This is a genomic window from Campylobacter concisus, assembly GCF_050447505.1.
Lineage (GTDB): Bacteria > Campylobacterota > Campylobacteria > Campylobacterales > Campylobacteraceae > Campylobacter_A > Campylobacter_A concisus_BP.
The window spans coordinates 1,094,852-1,112,341 of sequence record NZ_JALMFZ010000001.1 but is presented as its reverse complement, the minus strand read 5'-3'; the positions used below and the strand labels follow the sequence as shown (position 1 = coordinate 1,112,341).

The 17,490-nt window shown below is 38.3% G+C and carries 13 protein-coding genes, 3 tRNA genes and 2 pseudogenes; 8 read left to right on the top strand and 10 right to left on the bottom strand.

Annotated elements, in window-relative coordinates; genetic code table 11:
* Positions 1–7: 7 nt before the first annotated feature.
* The 6 genes from era to MTT09_RS05565 all read right to left on the bottom strand — a co-directional run bounded on the left by era (position 8) and on the right by MTT09_RS05565 (position 6,152).
* The gene (gene era / locus MTT09_RS05590; RefSeq protein WP_193798105.1) at positions 8–877 is read right to left on the bottom strand and encodes a GTPase Era; all 870 of its coding nucleotides are present in this window, start codon (positions 875–877) and stop codon (positions 8–10) included.
* Positions 874–2,196, bottom strand: a complete 1,323-nt coding sequence (gene hslU, locus MTT09_RS05585; protein ID WP_429803050.1) for an HslU--HslV peptidase ATPase subunit — start codon at positions 2,194–2,196, stop codon at positions 874–876. The genes era and hslU overlap by 4 nt, the downstream gene beginning before the upstream one ends.
* A gap of 8 nt (positions 2,197–2,204) precedes the next feature.
* Positions 2,205–2,738 (bottom strand): ATP-dependent protease subunit HslV, encoded by a 534-nt coding sequence (hslV, locus tag MTT09_RS05580; RefSeq protein ID WP_002940451.1) that lies wholly within the window; start codon positions 2,736–2,738, stop codon positions 2,205–2,207.
* Positions 2,739–3,185 (bottom strand): 50S ribosomal protein L9, encoded by a 447-nt coding sequence (rplI, locus tag MTT09_RS05575; RefSeq protein WP_087583215.1) that lies wholly within the window; start codon positions 3,183–3,185, stop codon positions 2,739–2,741.
* Positions 3,186–3,208: 23 nt separating this feature from the next.
* Positions 3,209–4,432: an argininosuccinate synthase gene (locus tag MTT09_RS05570; protein ID WP_087583214.1), complete on the bottom strand. Its 1,224-nt coding sequence runs from the start codon at positions 4,430–4,432 to the stop codon at positions 3,209–3,211.
* Positions 4,433–4,613: 181 nt separating this feature from the next.
* The gene (locus MTT09_RS05565) at positions 4,614–6,152 is read right to left on the bottom strand and encodes an inorganic phosphate transporter (RefSeq protein WP_021089075.1); all 1,539 of its coding nucleotides are present in this window, start codon (positions 6,150–6,152) and stop codon (positions 4,614–4,616) included.
* A 130-nt stretch (positions 6,153–6,282) separates the two neighbouring features.
* On the opposite strand from MTT09_RS05565, the gene MTT09_RS05560 reads away from it, so the two are divergent.
* The 4 genes from MTT09_RS05560 to MTT09_RS05545 all read left to right on the top strand — a co-directional run bounded on the left by MTT09_RS05560 (position 6,283) and on the right by MTT09_RS05545 (position 8,018).
* A complete protein-coding gene (locus tag MTT09_RS05560; protein WP_429803048.1) occupies positions 6,283–7,185 on the top strand; it encodes a disulfide bond formation protein DsbA in 903 nt (300 codons plus the stop codon).
* A 30-nt stretch (positions 7,186–7,215) separates the two neighbouring features.
* A complete protein-coding gene (locus MTT09_RS05555; protein ID WP_009293851.1) occupies positions 7,216–7,647 on the top strand; it encodes a GatB/YqeY domain-containing protein in 432 nt (143 codons plus the stop codon).
* Positions 7,648–7,840: 193 nt separating this feature from the next.
* Positions 7,841–7,915: transfer RNA gene (locus MTT09_RS05550), tRNA-Gln, on the top strand.
* 28 nt (positions 7,916–7,943) lie between these two features.
* Positions 7,944–8,018 (top strand) — tRNA-Met (locus MTT09_RS05545).
* 1,062 nt (positions 8,019–9,080) lie between these two features.
* Here MTT09_RS05545 and MTT09_RS05540 read toward each other — a convergent pair.
* From MTT09_RS05540 to MTT09_RS05525, 4 genes and pseudogenes are all read right to left on the bottom strand, one after another.
* Positions 9,081–9,578 carry a hypothetical protein gene (locus MTT09_RS05540; RefSeq protein WP_429803046.1) on the bottom strand — a complete coding sequence of 166 codons (498 nt, stop codon included), beginning with the start codon at positions 9,576–9,578 and terminating at the stop codon, positions 9,081–9,083.
* Between the two features lie 34 nt (positions 9,579–9,612).
* Positions 9,613–11,076, bottom strand: a pseudogene (locus MTT09_RS05535) (DNA translocase FtsK); the annotation flags it as partial.
* A gap of 285 nt (positions 11,077–11,361) precedes the next feature.
* A pseudogene (locus MTT09_RS05530) lies at positions 11,362–11,718 on the bottom strand (DNA translocase FtsK 4TM domain-containing protein); the annotation flags it as partial.
* 143 nt (positions 11,719–11,861) lie between these two features.
* Positions 11,862–14,177, bottom strand: coding sequence for a flagellin (locus MTT09_RS05525; protein WP_429803044.1), 2,316 nt, complete (start codon positions 14,175–14,177; stop codon positions 11,862–11,864).
* A gap of 141 nt (positions 14,178–14,318) precedes the next feature.
* Here MTT09_RS05525 and MTT09_RS05520 point away from each other — a divergent pair, with 141 nt between their 5' ends.
* The 4 genes from MTT09_RS05520 to MTT09_RS05505 all read left to right on the top strand — a co-directional run bounded on the left by MTT09_RS05520 (position 14,319) and on the right by MTT09_RS05505 (position 17,476).
* The gene (locus MTT09_RS05520; protein WP_429803042.1) at positions 14,319–15,065 is read left to right on the top strand and encodes a YaaA family protein; all 747 of its coding nucleotides are present in this window, start codon (positions 14,319–14,321) and stop codon (positions 15,063–15,065) included.
* A 124-nt stretch (positions 15,066–15,189) separates the two neighbouring features.
* Entirely contained in the window at positions 15,190–15,492 is a 303-nt protein-coding gene (locus MTT09_RS05515) for an HU family DNA-binding protein (RefSeq protein WP_012001719.1), read from the top strand.
* Between the two features lie 71 nt (positions 15,493–15,563).
* A tRNA-Leu gene (locus MTT09_RS05510) sits at positions 15,564–15,650 on the top strand.
* 65 nt (positions 15,651–15,715) lie between these two features.
* Complete coding sequence (locus tag MTT09_RS05505) at positions 15,716–17,476, top strand: response regulator (RefSeq protein WP_429803040.1); 1,761 nt, start codon at positions 15,716–15,718, stop codon at positions 17,474–17,476.
* Positions 17,477–17,490 lie beyond the last annotated feature (14 nt).

Below are 17,490 nucleotides of genomic sequence, written 5' to 3'. Positions count from 1 at the left end.
TAAAAAATCAATAGCCGATTATCTGATTTAGGCTCTTTTCTTCTTTACTCCAGCCTTTTTTAACGACTACATCGAGCTTTAGAAAGACCTTTGTGTTGGTTAAATTTTGTATTAACTTTCTTGCAAAAATTCCAATTCTTTTAATGGTTTCACCATTTTTCCCGATGATCATACTTTTATGGATCTCACGCTCCGTGATGATGCTAGCATAAATTTCAGTGATACCTGTTTTTTCTTTTACGCTTTTTATGATCGCATCGCTAAGGTAAGGTATCTCATCGCTTAAATTTTCATAGATCGCTTCAAGTATAAATTCTCTAAAAATTTCCTTCTCATTTGTCGGCGTGAGAAATTCTGGATCATAAAAGTACTCATGCTCTGGTAAAAGCTTGCAAATTTCATCAAGAAGCGGCTTTTTATAGGTAGGCTGCTTGGTGCTAAAAGTAAGAAGTGCTGCAAATTTATCTTGAAATTTCTGATACTGAGTGATCTTTTCAAGCACTTTTGCGTTTGAGCTCTCATCGACTTTTGTTAGCACTAAGATGTGTGGTTTTTCAGGATTTAGAGCTAGAAATTTCTCATAGTCACTTGTATCATCATGGATAGGCGCTAAAAATACGATGAGATCGCAGTCTCCCATCGATTTTATAGCTTGGTTTATTAGTAGTTGATTTATCGCTTTGTTGCTCTCGTGAAGCCCTGGTGTGTCGGTAAAGATGATCTGATCTTCGCCGTTCATCACGATGCCATTTATCTTTCTGCGAGTTGCGTTTTGCTTGTGCGAGACAATGGCGATCTTTTCGTTTAATAAAGCATTTAAAAACGAGCTTTTGCCAGCATTTGTGCGTCCTATGATGCTAACAAAGCCTGATTTCAAAGTATATACCTCGCTAGATCTTGATCTTCGACCACGTCTTTTAGGCGCTCTTTTACAAGCTCTTTTGTCACATTTATCTTCTCGCCACTCTTTTCGCTAGCCTCAAAGCTGATATCCTCTATCACGCGCTCGATCACCGTGTGAAGGCGTCTAGCACCGATATCTTCCATCTTTTCATTTGCTGCGTGAGCGATCCTAGCTATCTCTCTTATCGCTTCATCGTCAAATTCTAGCTCAACATTTTCAGTTGAAAGAAGTGCGATATATTGTTTTAAAAGCGAATTTTTTGGCTGAGTTAAAATTTGATAAAGCGCGTCCTCATCAAGACTATCAAGCTCTACTCTTAGTGGGAAACGACCTTGAAGCTCTGGGATGAGATCGCTTGGCTTGCTTATGTGAAAGGCGCCAGCTGCGATAAATAAAATGTGATCTGTCTTTAAATTTCCAAATTTGGTATTTACATTTGAGCCCTCAACGATAGGTAGCAAGTCTCTTTGCACGCCTTCTTTGCTAGGATCTTGCCTGTTTGAGCTACCTGAGCCAACGGCTACCTTATCGATCTCGTCTATAAAGATGATGCCCTCGTTTTCAGCCCTTCTTAAAGCCTCAGTTTTTACGCTCTCAAGGTCTAAAATTTTATCATTTGCCTCGCTTTGAAGAGCTTTTTTGGCGTCCTTTACCTTCATCTCTTTTTTGATGTTCTTGCCACCGATGCCAATTATCTTTATAAAGCTCTCTTGCATCTGCGCCATATCAGGTGGCACGTTTGAGCCAGCTTCAAGCGGGTTTTGCTGCACCTCTATCTCGATGCTTAGCTCGTCAAGCTCACCGTTTCTTAACCTATTTAGCATCTTGTCATAGCTTTTAGCATACTCTGCTTGCTTCTCTTCGCTAGCACCTTTTGGTAGTGGTGGAAGTAGCTTTGAGACGATCTTTTCTTCGATGTAGGCGTTAATTTTATCTTGATTTTTCTCGCTTTGCTCGTTTTTTACGAGATTATATGAGGCCATTGCAAGGTCTCTTACCATACTTTCAACGTCACGACCAACAAAGCCAACCTCGGTATATTTGCTAGCCTCGACCTTGATAAAAGGTAGCCCCATCATCTTTGAAAGACGCCTTGCGATCTCAGTTTTACCAACGCCAGTTGAGCCGATCATCAAAATATTTTTTGGCATGATGTCATCTTGTAAGCTTTTTTCAAGCTTCATACGGCGATAGCGGTTGCGAAGTGCGATCGCTATGATCTTTTTGGCATCCTTTTGACCGATCACATAGTCATCTAAAAATTTAACAATTTCTCTTGGTGTTAAGTTCATTTTCTCTCTTATTCTAAAACATAAGTTTTGATGTTTGTATTTGTATAGATGCAAATTTCGCCGGCGATCTTGAGGCTCTCTTTGACTAGCTCCTCTTCGTCGATATCGGCAAATTTATCTAGGGCACGAGCCGCTGAAAGGGCGTAGTTGCCGCCGCTTCCGATAGCTGCTATCTTGCCATCTTCTGGTTCTACTACATCTCCAGTGCCACTAAGTAAGAAAATTTTATCCCTATCAAGCACAAGCATCATCGCTTCAAGCTTTCTTAGATACTTGTCTTTGCGCCACTCTTTGCTAAATTCTATCACTGCCTTTAGCAAGTCGCCCTTTGTATGCTCTAAATTTTTCTCAAACATATCAAAGAGATTAAACGCATCAGCGGTGCTGCCAGCAAAGCCAGCTAGGACTTTGCCGTTGTGAATTTTGCGGATTTTTACGGCATTGCCTTTTAAGACGGTATTGCCAAAGCTCACCTGTCCATCACCGCCGATGACCGCTTTATTTTTGCCTTTGTAGGCTAGGATGGTTGTCGCATGAAACATCTACTCTCCTTGCACATCAACCTTTAAGGTCGCATTTATAGAGTGTCCAAGCTTTATAGAGACGTCATAAAGACCAACTGTTTTTAGGTGAGTGTCTAGGTCGATAGCCTTTTTCTCAACCACCAAATGATGCGTCTTTTCAAGCTCTGCTGCGATCTCCTCTTTTGAAACTGAGCCAAAAAGAGAGCCATTTGCGCCAAGAGTTTTCTTGACGACGACTGTCACTTTTGAAAGCTCTTCTTTAAGCTTTTCTAAATTTGCGATCTCATATTTTAGCTCTTCAGCCTTTCTCTTTTGAGCTGCTTCGTATTGACGAAGGACATCTGGAGTGGCAGCTTTTGCAAAGCCTTTGCCGATTAAGAAGTTGTTGCCGTAGCCGTCTTTTACCTCTTTTATCTCGCCAGCTTTACCAAGTCCTTTTACATCTTTTATTAATAATACTTTCATTTTTATCCTTTTAAATTTTATTTTTAGTCAAATTTTCGCCCATTTTTGCGTGCGATGATGAAACGAAGCGCATTTAGTTTGATAAATCCAGCTGCATCTTTTTGATCATAAACACTATCTTCTTCAAATGTGCAGTATGCCTCACTAAATAGATTATCATCTTTGCTATTTCTACCAAGGATGATCACATTGCCTTTATAAAGCTCTACTTTCACGGAACCATTTACGTGCTCTTGGCTCTTGTCGATAAGAGCTTGGAGCATATTTCGCTCAGGTGACCACCAGTAGCCGTTGTAAATTAGCTCGGCATATTTTGGCATGATCTCATCTTTTAAGTGAGCTGCACCGCGGTCAAGTGTGATGCTCTCGATCGCTCTGTGAGCTTTTAGCATTATCGTGCCGCCAGGAGTTTCGTAGCAGCCGCGACTCTTCATACCAACTGAGCGGTTTTCTACGATGTCAAGTCTGCCGATGCCGTGTTTTGCGCCAAGGCGGTTTAGCTCGGTTAAAATTTCAGCTGGGTTCATCTTTTTGCCGTTTATGCTCACTGGATCGCCTTTTTCATAGCCAATCTCGATGATCTCGCTCTTATCTGGAGCATCTTTTGGGCTTACTGTCCATCTCCACATATCATCTTCTGGTGCGTGACTTGGGTCTTCAAGCACTAGACCCTCATAGCTTATGTGAAGTAAATTTGCGTCCATTGAGTATGGGCTTTTGCCTGGTTTTTTGGTGATATCTATGCCGTTTTTCTCAGCGTATGCCAAAAGTTTTTCACGGCTGTTTAGATCCCACTCGCGCCATGGAGCGATGATAGTTAGGTTGTCACCAAGTGCGTAGTAGCCAAGCTCAAAGCGAACTTGGTCGTTGCCTTTGCCTGTTGCTCCGTGGCTCACACCATCAGCGCCAACAAGTCTTGCGATCTCGCTTTGGCGTTTTGCGATTAGTGGGCGCGCGATTGATGTGCCAAGCAGATATTCGCCCTCATAGACTGCGTTTGCTCTAAACATTGGAAATACATAATCACGTACAAATTCTTCTCTTAAGTCTTCTATAAAAATATTTTCAGGTTTTACACCAAGCGCTAGGGCTTTTTTGCGTGCAGGCTCTAGCTCTTCGCCTTGTCCGATGTCAGCTGTAAATGTGACTACTTCGCATTTGTATTCGTCTTGAAGCCACTTTAAAATAATACTTGTGTCAAGTCCGCCTGAGTATGCTAAAACAACTTTTTTTACATCTTTTTTCATAGCTGTCCTTTTGTTGAAATGGTCGTATTTTAGCCTAAATTGATTAATCTTTAATAAATTAATCTATTAAATAATGTAAGTAAAATTTTATTTTTCTGATAGTTTTTATCCGTAGAAATTAGAAATTTTAGTTTAAATGAAATTTGCTTGCAAATTTTAAATTTACAAGCAAAGTGTTTTTCTAAACGCCTAGAAATTTAGCAAGAGCAAAATAAAATATAGCTGATGATATTGCAGCTGCTGGAAGCGTGATGAGCCAAGCTAGGATGATAGGTCTTACCATTTTCCAGTTTGCATTTTTATTTACGATACCAATGCCCAAAACCGCGCCTATTAGGATATGTGTCGAGCTAACTGGTATGCCAAGCTTTGTAGCTAGAAGTATGACGATACTTGAGGCAAGCTCCGCGCTAAAGCCAGTCGTAGGTAAAATTTCGGCTAGTTTTGAGCCAATAGTTGTGATCACTTCTTTGCCTAAAAACCAGAGTCCAACGACAAGCGAGATGCCAAAGGTTACCATTGCGATGCTTGGTATGGGTGAGCTTTCGTTTATAGAGCCAGTTTTTAGCACGTCAAGCACAGCAGCAAATGGTCCAACTGCGTTTGCGATGTCGTTTGCGCCATGTGAAAATGCAAAAGATGAAGCGGTAAAAATTTGAAACCATGAGAAAATTCTATTGATGCTCTTTTCGCTATCGTTTTTGCTCATGACGTTTATGATAGCAAGGCTTGCAAGATACGCTAGTGCGCCGATGACGAAGATGATCCAGACTGTTTGGATGATGCTAAAGGCTAAATTTATATGCTCTAGCCCTTTAAAAAGCATCATTGATGAGATGACCATTGCGGCAAATCCAGCGATGATCGGGATGTGCTTTTTCATAGCTTTAAAGGTATCTATCTCTTTTTCGCTATCTTTCATGATGCGAATTTTTGAGCGGTACTCGCTGTATTCAGTGGTTTCGATCTCGTCCTCATCGATAACTGCGATCTTTGAAAGAGTGGCTATCTGCTCCTCAGCTGGCTTTGTTTTAAGCGCTTTTATAAAGCTTTCTTTATAGGCTTTTCTCTCAGCTTTTAGCGCTTTTAAATTTGTCTTTAGTTCGTGCGTTGGCTCGATTATTTTGCTCTTTACGTAGCCAAATATAATATAAGACATCACGCCACCAAGCAGTGGTGAGATGACCCAGCTAACGGCGATCCTGCCGATCTCACCCCAAGAGACCATATTAAGTGGCTCAGGATCTTTTATCATAAAACCCATGGCAAGTCCAGCACCTACGATGCCGCCTACGATAGAGTGTGTGGTCGAGACTGGCAGACCTTTTTTGGACGCATAAAATAGCCAAAGACCAGAGCTTAGAAGGGCTGAGATCATGATGATGACAAATTTCATCGGGTTTATGTCGCTTGGAAATTTCACTATCTCGTTTCTAATGGTATTTGTAACCTCAGATCCTGCGAATATCGCGCCGCTAAGCTCAAAAATGGCGGCGATAACGAGAGCTTGTTTTAGTGTGAGTGTTTTTGCGCCGACGCTTGTGCCAAAGCTGTTTGCAACGTCATTTCCGCCGATATTAAACGCCATAAAAAGACCAAACATACCAGCGATTAAGAATAAAAAGTAGTTATTTGTCGGTATGTATTGATAGCCCCAAACGAAAAATCCAACGCTGCAAATCGCAAAAATAACTAACGCCAAGAAGTTATCTCGAAGCAATCAAGCCCCCTTGTAAGAGTTTTTAGCAAAATTATATCTTGAAAATTATTAAAGTTTTTAGAATTTTCTCACTTTAAATGATACTAAATTATCATATGTTAGAATTTGGCAAAAATTTTAAGGATAAATTTTGGTTATAGCGATCGATCTTGGCTCAAACACCTTTCGCGTGGCACTTATAAAAAAAGAGCAAAATGGCTTTAGCAACGAGCAAATTTATGAAAAGATAGTTGGAGCTGCAAGAGGCTTAAACGAAAGTGGCAAGATAGGCTTGGAGGCTAAAAATAGGCTTTTTGAAGCGATAGTGGAGGCTAAAAGCAAATTTGACTTTACTAAATTTAAATGTGTGGCAGTTGCGACTGAAGCTTTTAGGGTGGCATCAAATAGCGAAGAAATTTTTAGTGAGATAAGAGAGAAATTTGGCATAAATTTTCATATCATTGATGGGCAAGCTGAAGCGAAACTTACATTTTTAGGCGTGCAAAATGCCCTAAGAAAGCTTCGCATAAATGATAAATTTGGCATCATCGACATCGGCGGTGCAAGCTCAGAGATAGGCGAAGATGGAAAATTTATAAGCTTTAAATTTGGCATCATCACCTTTTACGAGAGGTTTAAAGCGCTTGATCTGATGCAAGAAAATGCAAAAATTTATACAAAAGAGGCAAGGGAATTTCTAACAAGCCTTGACAATAGACTTATCGTGCTAACTTCTGGTGTGCCGACCACCATCGCAGCACTAAAACTTGGGCTAAACTACGAGAACTATGATCCAAAAAAAGTGAGCGGATATGAGCTTAAAAATGACGATCTTGCTTGGTTTGTAAATGAGCTTTTAAAGATGGATGACAAAAGCGCTGACGTGGCGGTTGGAAGAAGCAGAAAGTATCCGCTCATCGCTGGGACACTGCTCTTAAAAGAGCTACTAAACGGGCAAAAAGCGAAATTTATAGTAATAGACGATGGGCTTAGAGAGGGCGTAGGGACGGCTTATTTAAAAGGCATATTTCAAGAAATTATCACAAAATTTTAGTTATTATTTCAAAAATTTAAAGGAGATAAAATGAGCATAAGAGAGCAAATTTTAGCCGACATAAAAGAGGCTATGAAAGCAAAAGATGAGTTTAAAAGAGACACCTTAAGAACGCTAAATGCAGCACTTAAGCAGGTTGAAGTCGATCAAAGGATCGAGATGACCGATGAGGTCGTGCTTCCGCTACTTCAAAAAGAGATCAAAAAGAGAGCTGACTCGGTTGAGCTCTATCTAAAGGGAGCAAGAGAGGACCTAGCTAAAAAAGAGCAGAGTGAGATCGAGCTGATCAAAGCATATCTACCAGCTCAGCTAAGTGATGATGAGCTAAAAGAGAAAATAAAAAGCATAATTGAAAAGGTTGGTAAAAATTTAGGCGCTGTGATGAAAATGGCAAAAGATGAGATCGGAGCGAGCGCTGAAGCAAAACGCATAAGCATGATCGCAAAAGAGCTTTTGGCATAAAAGTAGATAAACCCATGTAAATTTTCGCATGGGTTTTAAAAGTTATAGTTAAATTTTATACGTTACAAAAGTATTTTATTTATTTTTAAATTTTAAAAAAGCTACTTTGAAAAATAAAATAAATTTACATATTTTTTTAAAAAACCTTGACAAATGGCATTAAAGTCTATATAATTACAACTCTTAAAAACATTGGGGTATCGCCAAGCGGTAAGGCAACTGGTTTTGGTCCAGTCATTCAGAGGTTCGAATCCTCTTACCCCATCCACATTTTAAAAATCCCAAATAACTCTTATCGCGGAGTAGAGCAGTGGTAGCTCGTCGGGCTCATAACCCGAAGGTCGGCGGTTCAAATCCGTCCTCCGCAACCAAATACCAAGGACTTTTACCACCTTTTAACCAAACACCAACTCCCACACCATCACGTATATCATCAACATTTAGATGCACGTAATGCAGGCTACTTTTAATATCTGTGTGACCCATAAAAGCCATCAGTTTATGAGCATTAAATCCCTTCAAACTCACTAACCTAGAAGCCACCGTATGGCGTAATACGTAAAGTCCGTGAGCACTATCATCTCCCTTATATCCTAAAAACTCTTTTACTGACCCCCACATCCTACTGCTACTATCAATATTTAGGTGGGTTATAGGACACTTATCAAGTGGTAGGTCTTTGCAGTTATCATAAGGCTAATTAAAAGTGTCAAATTTATTTCGTTAACATCAAGAGCATTGCTTTTTTGTAGTCATGATATAACTCTTTTAGGTATCAATTAGCACGTTATGCGAATTTGTTTCATAAAGAGTTTAAATATTTTTGATTATATTTTTAGCTATTTTAAAATTTTATTTTAAAATTTTTAACGATAATTTTAATTTGTAAAATTTCATTAACCATCAAATTTAGTAGATAAATTTAAATCAGCACAAGGCTTTTTATATCTTATCCGCGACACATCTAGCAAGTTCATCTTCACTATCACCCGGATATTCACTCCAAAAATCAATCTTCAAAATTTTTTTCTAACTGCTTTGAATTTTGCAAATCATCCAGCCAACGACCATCTATATAATCAACCTTTTTAACTTCTGAGAGTAGAATTTTTGTGTTTTTAGTTCGTAAGTTTTTCTAATAAATGTTCCTCATCTTCTTGCACATCATATAAAGATTTTTACTTTTCTATACACTCTTCGTATCTCTTATACTCTTTATTGCCAGGGTATAGCAAATTTGCACTTTTATCCAACCTATGATTTACAAAGTCCATTTGCACTATATGCTCTGGTTTAGGACCATTGTTATCACTACTAAAATACCTTACAAGCTTGAAATCTTTTCCATCTAATGCAAAAACATATTCCCAGTATCCGTACTTGCCATAATTATAGAAAAATTTTAGTTCGCTATTTTTTATCTCTACTACAAGCTATGGTGGAAAATAAGCTCCACCATCTTCATTTGGGCTCTCAAAGATATCTCTCTTAGTTACTACAGCCTCATATTTGTCGCCATTTGAGAGCAAGATCACGACACCACGACGATTTTTATTTACTATTTGACACCATTTATCGTCCTTGGTGCTCTCATCACAACCATCACTAAAAGGTAAAAATTTATCCTTAAAAGTTTCTTGAGTTACCACAACTACATCCTCTACGCCATCTTTATTTAGATCGCCCTTGATGGCATCATATAATGCAGTTTGGTTTGACAATGATGCTTTCACTGCCGCTAGCATCTTATCATCTAGCTTGGATAAATTCTCTATCTCGTACTCATTGCCAGAAAAAGGTATGCTCATCTGCTTTAGAGTTTTTAGCATAGATGTTGAGTTTTTCTCTACATTACTCGTATTGATATCTTGAGCAAAGGTAAAATCTAGCATTGAAAAAGGAATACAAATGAGAACTCCAATTTTAAACATTTTTATTCCTTTATCTTTACATTGCTATATAAATTCAGACCAAAATTTCTCTTTGGCCTTTTGCGTTAACTGGGCTTAAAACGCCCATTTTTTCCATCTGCTCAATTATATTTGCAGCTTTGTTGTAGCCTATTTTCAAGCGTCTTTGCAGGTAGCTGATCGATGTTTTTTGCTCGCTTAAAATGATCTCTTTTGCCTCTTCATAAAGCTCATCAAGCTCTTCTTCGCCTAGCGCACCAGCAGCCGAGCCTGCGCTAGAGCTCTCCTCTGCTAGAAATTTCTCGTCATAGATCACATCTTGTTGCTCTTTTAAGAAATTTACGATTGTTTCTATCTCTTTTTCGCTCGCAAATGGCGCATGCAATCTGATCACTCCAGGACTTCCAGGAGGCGTAAATAGCATATCTCCTCGTCCTAGCAAGCTTTCAGCTCCCATTTGATCTAAGATGACCTTACTATCGATCCTCTGCCCTACTCTGTAGCTTATCCTGCTTGGTAAATTTGCCTTTATAAGACCAGTCACGACGTCGACACTTGGACGCTGGGTCGCTACTATCAAGTGTATGCCACTAGCCCTTGCCATCTGTGCTAGACGTCCGATGTAAAGCTCCACGTCCTTGCCGCTAGTCATCATAAGATCGGCTAGCTCATCGATGATCACGACGATGTATGGGAACTGCTCGCCGCCCTCGCTCTTCATCTTTTCGTTATAGCTCTCTATATTTTTTGTGCGAGTTTGGCTCATTATCTTATATCTTCGCTCCATCTCAGCGACCATATTTGAAAGCGCTGTGATCGCCTTTTTAGCCTCTGTGATAACAGGCGTCAAAAGGTGCGGGATGTCGTTATATATGCTAAACTCAAGCATCTTTGGATCGATCATCATTAGGCGCAAAGTTTGTGGGCTGTTTCTATAAAGCAAGCTTAAAAGCATCGCATTTATACCCACGCTCTTGCCAGATCCTGTTGTGCCAGCGATTAGCAAATGTGGGAGCTTTTTAAGGTCAGTCACAAAAGGAGCGCCCACTATATCTTTGCCAAGAGCCATGGTTAGCGGACTGCTCGCATTTTTAAAGACTTCACTTTCTAAAATTTCTTTTAGATAGATCGTCTCTAAATTTTGATTTGGCACCTCGATACCAACGACGTCTTTGCCAGGGATCGGCGCTTGGATACGGATAGTTTGAGCCTTTAGTGCCATCGCTAAGTCATCTTGCAAAGTGAGGATTTTACTCACTTTGATGTGTGGGGCTGGGCGAAACTCAAATGTCGTGACGATAGGTCCGGTGTAGGTTCGCACCACGTCACCATCTATCTTAAATTTACGTAGCTTATCGAGTAAATTTGAAATTTGCTGGTCGATCTCTGCCTCATTTATATTGTGCGAGCGCTTTGGAGGGTCGTTTAGAAATTTAAGTGGCGGCAGGACAAAGTCTTTTGGCTTTTCGACCTTGCCGCGCTCTATCTGATCAAGAAGTTTTTTATTTTCAGCCACTTCGTTTAAAATTTCAACCCCGCCTATGGTTGCAGGTCTGCTCTCTTGTGCTGGCTCCATCTCTGGCTCTGGCTCAAATTCTGGCTCGCTCTCTAAATTTGGCTCATCATCATTTAGCACCTGAGCATCTATAAGCTCTTCTTCTTTTGTCTCTTCGGCTTTTGGCTTTTTGCGCTCTATCTTTGGTATCTGCCTTGCCCTTACCTCTTTTACGCTTCTACTTTTTTCCTCATAGCCATTTGGCTCTTTATCTACGAAAGCCTTTCTTAAAACGATGATAAAATTTTCTCTAAAAGCAAGTCCAAGTGAGATGATAAATATCATAAGTATAGCAACCGCAGTGCCGATAGCGCCGATGACTTCTTTTAGCGCTGAGACTATAAAGCCGCCTATCATGCCACTATTTGCTCCAGATGTTGTGAGGGCTTGAAACATCAAAAATGCGATAAAAAATAGAAAAATCCCAACTACAAACTGAGCAAAATCAAAGTCAAATTTCTTAAAATTTTTATATACAAAATAGCCTAAAACGATAAGTAAAAATGGATAAACATAGGCGATAAGGCCAAAATATTTAATATTAAAAACGCCAAGGCTTTGTCCAAGTGAGCCTACAAAATCAGCAGTCGGAGCAGCCGTAGCGATACCAAAATATATAAAAAAACAAACAAAAATAGTAAATAATATATGTCTTAAAATTTTAGATCCTTTTGTTAAAAAGGCTTATTATAGCACGCTTGAGTTTAATTTTTAAAAAATCAGCAAGCTAGGCCTGCTGATTTATCATTTTAGTTTAGGTAGTTTAGCAAGCTTAGTTGATTTATCTTAGCGCTTGCTTGAAGAGTAGCTTGATATGAGAGTGAAAGCTGTGTAAATTTAAGGTATGACTCTGCATAGTCTGCGTCTATGACGTCATTTTTAACAGTTAGCACATTTACTTTCATTATCTCTGCGCGCTCTTTTGTCGATGTCAAAAGCTTGGTTTGAGAGCCGATCTTTGTAAGCTCTTTATTTGCATGATCCACCAAGTGATCAAGCCTTTTTAAAGCGCCTTGCATGCCTGTATTTCGTGGGTCGTGATTGTTAGCGTCTGCTCTGTAGTAGCCATTTCTAACGGCAAATATCATATCATCAAGGTCTTGAAAGACGCTTGTGCTTGGCTCATCGATAGTTAAAGCATTGTTTTCGTTAAAGCTAAAAACAGAGCCCTTTCCTTGAGGATGACTTGCAGCGCCAGCGGTGTTCATGCCAGTGCTATCTCCGTCAAATATATCTCCATTTTTCGCATCATACATGGTTAGCTCTATATTTGTGACAGATTTTGTCTTGTCAGTTAAAACCATCCTGCCTTTATCATCTAAATTTACCTCTACTGCGCCTTTAGTCTTTGATAAAGCCTCTTTATAGGCGTTATAGTTTTGATCTCTTCTTACCTTTTCGATATCTGTATCAAAATTTGCATTTTCTACGTTTTGAGGATCAGGGATATTATCGCTTGCAGCCATCGCTACGATATCCATTAGCTGACGATATGTAAAGTCGCTTGCGTAGGTTCTGTAGCTACCAAATTCATCTGAGTTATAGACGGTCAAATTTCTAGTTGGAGATACCACGCCAGCAGCAGTTGTAGATGTTATTTGAAACTGCACTGGGGTATTTACGCCACCTGCTTCGCCCATTTTTACTTTGATGTCATACATTGTGCCAGTGATTGATTTTACTTGAAGACCTATCTCTTGATTATCTATATTGTAAAGCTCTCTCTTTCTAGCATCGACATCTTTTGGGTATAAATTTCTATTGTAGCTCTCTTTCGTGCCAGAAACCTCGCTTAGCTTTGTCTGATCAGTTGCAAACTCGCCTGTTCTTCTAGCTACTTGAGGTAAATTTGCTACTAGTTCATTGTCTTTTCGCTCAAATCTAACCTTGTCATAGTCAAATGCGTTTGTTAAATTTCCATCTTTATCAAGGTATTTACTCTTTGTAAATTCAGTTATATGAACCGTTTTTGGCACAGCATTTGCCATATTTTCAAGACTTTGTAGCGAATTTATCGTATCAAGTGTATTGTTTGGAGCTATTGCACCACGATTTGCCGCCACAGAAGTAGCTGCTACCATGTGAAAGTCTATCGTTTGATTGCCTTTTGTGAGGTCTTTTATGTTAAATTGTCCATCGTTATTTATGCTCACATCGACAACTTTTGTCGTCTTTGTGTTGCCAAATTCCATACCGATCTTCTCCATCAAACCAGCCATTGATGTATCGGCACTCATCTTAAATTTACTTGTAAATGTCGTGCCGTCTGGCTTTTTGCCCTGCATGAAAAAGTATGTGTCGGGGAAATTTACATTTGAAGTATCCAAAAAGTCGAAATCTGGCTCGATCGTGCCTTTATAAGAGCCGTCACTGCCCACGACTGAGTCGCTTGCGTAGTTTAGACCGATCATATTTTTTATCTTACTATTTTCGTCAAGATATTTTGGCGCATAAGCGATGTCAATTCTGGTTTGATCAGCTAGCATCACGTTTGTTGTTAAAATTTTATTATAGTCGCCATCTTTTCCTAAAAATAGATCAAATCCAGGGATGTTGTAAGGTAGCTCAACCTGCGCGCCAGCTGAAGTTTTCATATAGTCGCGGTTGCCTTGATATTTGCCTGAGCCATCTATCGGCTTAGTATCCACAGCACTTCCTGAGAATAAAAACTGCCCATTTATAGAGGTATTTGCGATATTTACAAGGTGGTTTTTGATGCCCTGAAGGTCGTTTGCTAAAGCTTCAAGAGAGGTTGTGCTATGCACGTCGCTAGCTGCTTGAACGACTTTAGTTTTAAAATTTTCAAGCTGTTTTTCAAATTCTTTCAGTGCATTGTCTGTGTTTTTTGCAAAATTTACTGACTTACCAGTAGCATCAGCCACTTGAGTGAGAGTGGTCGCTTCATAATCAAGCCTCATAGCATCGTTATAAACCGCAGCACCGTCGTATGGATCTTGGATTTTAAGTCCATTTGAGAGCTGCTGGTAGCTCTTATTTACGCCAACCATATTTTTTTGATAGTCGTGCAAAGTCTGACTAAAACGTAGTTGATTTGTAATTCTCATAATTTTTCCCTAAATTTTTATTCACTCTAAGCAAGAATAATTCCGCTTTTTGATATATCGGTGAAAATTTGATTTTTTTTAGTGCAAAAAAGTTTTATTGTATAATCTGCCAAAATTTACATATATAAAATAGGAAAGAAAATGGCGTTAAAAATCCTCTTCTCACCAAGCGAAAGCAAAATTTCTCTAAACACAAGTGATAAATTTGATGGAAAAAATTTGATATTTCCCAAGCTTTTTAGCAAAAGGGCTGAAATTTTAAATAAATATGATGAGTTTTTAAAAAGCGCAAATTTAGACGAGATAAAAAAGCTTTTTGGACTAAAAGAGCTTGAAGAGAGCAAGCAGCTGCGAGAAAGTCTATCTAAAAAAGGCAGTATAAAAGCTATCTTAAGATATGACGGCGTTGCCTACAAGCACCTAAACTACCGCGGACTAAGCGATGATGCTCAAAAATATATAGATAATAATGTTTTGATATTTTCAAATTTATTTGGGCCAATTTTAGCAAAAGATGGGATAGCTGAATACAAACTAAAGCAAGGTGAAAAGCTAGCTGGCTTTGATATTTGTAAATTTTATGAGCAAAATTTTAGCAAGGCAGTCGATCGTTTTTTAGAAAATGATGAAATTTTAGATCTTAGAGCTAAATTTTATGAGAAATTTTATGTGGTAAGAAAAGAATTTACGACATTTTGCTTTTTAAAAAACAAAAAGATACTAAGCCACCATGCAAAAGCTTATAGAGGTGAGGTTTTGCGCCAGATCGCAAATGCTAAAGTGACAAGCAAAGATGAACTAATGGGTTTAAATTTTGAAAATTTAAAGCTTGTAGATATGAAAAAGATAGGGCTAAAAAACGAGCTTACGTTTGAAATTTGTGAGTGAGAGTTCAAAATTTGGTCTTTTTTACTAAAAAAATGCAAAAAAAGAGCTAAATTTAGGGAAAAAGTATTGTATTTTTTTTTAAAAGAGTGTAGAATTGCCGCATAACTTCTTAAAAGGATGGTTCATGAAAAAAGCTGAATTTATTCAAGCGGTTGCCGACAAGGCTGGTCTTTCAAAAAAAGATACTCTAAAAGTTGTTGATGCTACTTTGGAGACAATCCAAGCGGTTCTTGAAAAAGGCGATACAATTAGCTTTATAGGCTTTGGTACTTTCGGTACTGCTGACAGAGCTGCAAGGAAAGCTAGAGTTCCTGGAACTAAAAAAGTAATCGACGTTCCTGCTAGCAAAGCAGTCAAATTCAAAGTTGGCAAAAAACTTAAAGAAGCAGTTGCTGCTGGCGCTGCTAAAAAAGGTAAAAAGAAATAATTTTCTTTTTCGGGGAGCAAGTCTCCCCTTTTTCTTTCTTCTCACAAATCTAAAATATCAATCTTAACTTAGCCCGAGTGGTGAAACTGGTAGACGCGTCAGACTCAAAATCTGATAAGGGCAACCTTGTGTCGGTTCGAGTCCGACCTCGGGCACCATTATGAACTTAAACATTTTATAAATTTAACCGATACTAAGTGCAACATCTTTAAAAGGATTTTAGATGAATGTTGCACAGCAAAAGTATGATTTTATAAATTTAAATGATTTGCAAAATCTCTCCAAAAGTTTTTTAAATCATAGCGATCACAATTGTTCAAAAGTAAATTTAAGCCAGTTTAACGAACTTTATGAAACAAATAAAACAGATACCATCTACATAACTGAGGCTGATATCAAAGAATACAACAAATATCTAGCAACACAAAAAGCAGAAGAAATTTTAAAAGATTACTCGCAAAATTTAACAAACAGCAACAACAAAATTTACTCAGACGAACTTTCTAATGGCTTTAGCAAAAACGCCTACTTTAAAAATATAAACACCACAGATGATGCCGCCATGCTACCTGTCTTAAAAAGTGGCTACTTAGAAAATACAAAATTTAAAAATTTAAACGACTACGCCCGCTCAAACACTCTAAAAACAAATTATGGTGAAGTGGAAGTCTTTTTAGACATTTATGGCGATAATGATGAGCTAGGCGTTGGAAAGCTAGAAAATAACAGCGCACTTTTTAGCTTTGATAGTAATAATGACGGCACACTAGATCAAAAAGATATGCTCTTTGACAAGTTAAAAGTAAGAGGATACGACAAAGACGGAAATGAAAAAATAGCAAATTTAAGTGACGTCACGGCTAGAGTTGATCTTAGGCAGTTTATCAGCACAAATGTCATAAATCACAACCAAATAACAAGAGAAGAGCTAAATCATAAAGCGGTGATCACAAACAATCCCGATCTTTACGTAGATACAAAAGAGATCGATCACAGACACTCCTACTACGCCTCAGATCCAAATACCTTGTTTGCTGCCGAAAATAGATATGAAAAGATAGGCAAAAATGACATAAATAATTTCTTTAAAAAATATGCTCAAAATGACGGCTGGGTCGATCTAAGGCACAATAATATCTTTGGTAAGGATAGCTCTTTTAAAAATTTCGCTTACACAAAAATAGGCTTTGATGAGAGCGCAAGACTAAGCGAGTTTAACCCGATCATCGAGCCAAGCAAAGAGCACAAAAAAGATGAAAATTTCTCATACACAAAATTTCAAAAAGATAGTTTTATGAAATTTTATAGTGACTACAACACTGAGCTTGATGCGCATGAAAAGACGATAGAAAATCTTAGCGCTAATTTAAAGAAATTTGACGAAAATACAGACGCTTACATATCAAAGCTCAAAGATACAAAATCAGCCAAAATGATCGCAATGGAAAATGAATTTAAGCAAGCAACTGGGCTTGATTTTAGCATCTCAAATCTAAAAAAGGTAAAAAAGGCTTTTACTACAAATGAAGCCACAGCTGCCACTGCACTGCGAGATAGCGATAGCGTCATAGCTATGAAGCTAAATCAAGATGGCACAATAAGATTAAAATTTGATAGTGGCAGAGAGCTAGACGTAAATGAGCTTTACAATGACACTGGCAAGCTAAATACACCAAGTGAGCTAAAAACTAGTGTAAATTTAGAGACGAAAAAGATGGATAATGCACAGCTAAATAGCCTAAATTTCAAAGATATCGGCGTCATGCAAAATGGCAAGATCACAAGCCTAAAAGATGCTGGTGCGATCGCTATCATCAACCTATCAAATAAATTTGAAAGTAAATTTTTAATCAGCCTAAATAGTGGCAAAAGCATATCCGCAAGAGAAATTTATAATATCAGCTACCTTGAAAACGATCTAAAAAATATAGAAAAGATAGATGAGAGGGATAAATTTTACAAAAAGGTTGATGTTAGGGTTTAAATTTAAGAGTAAAA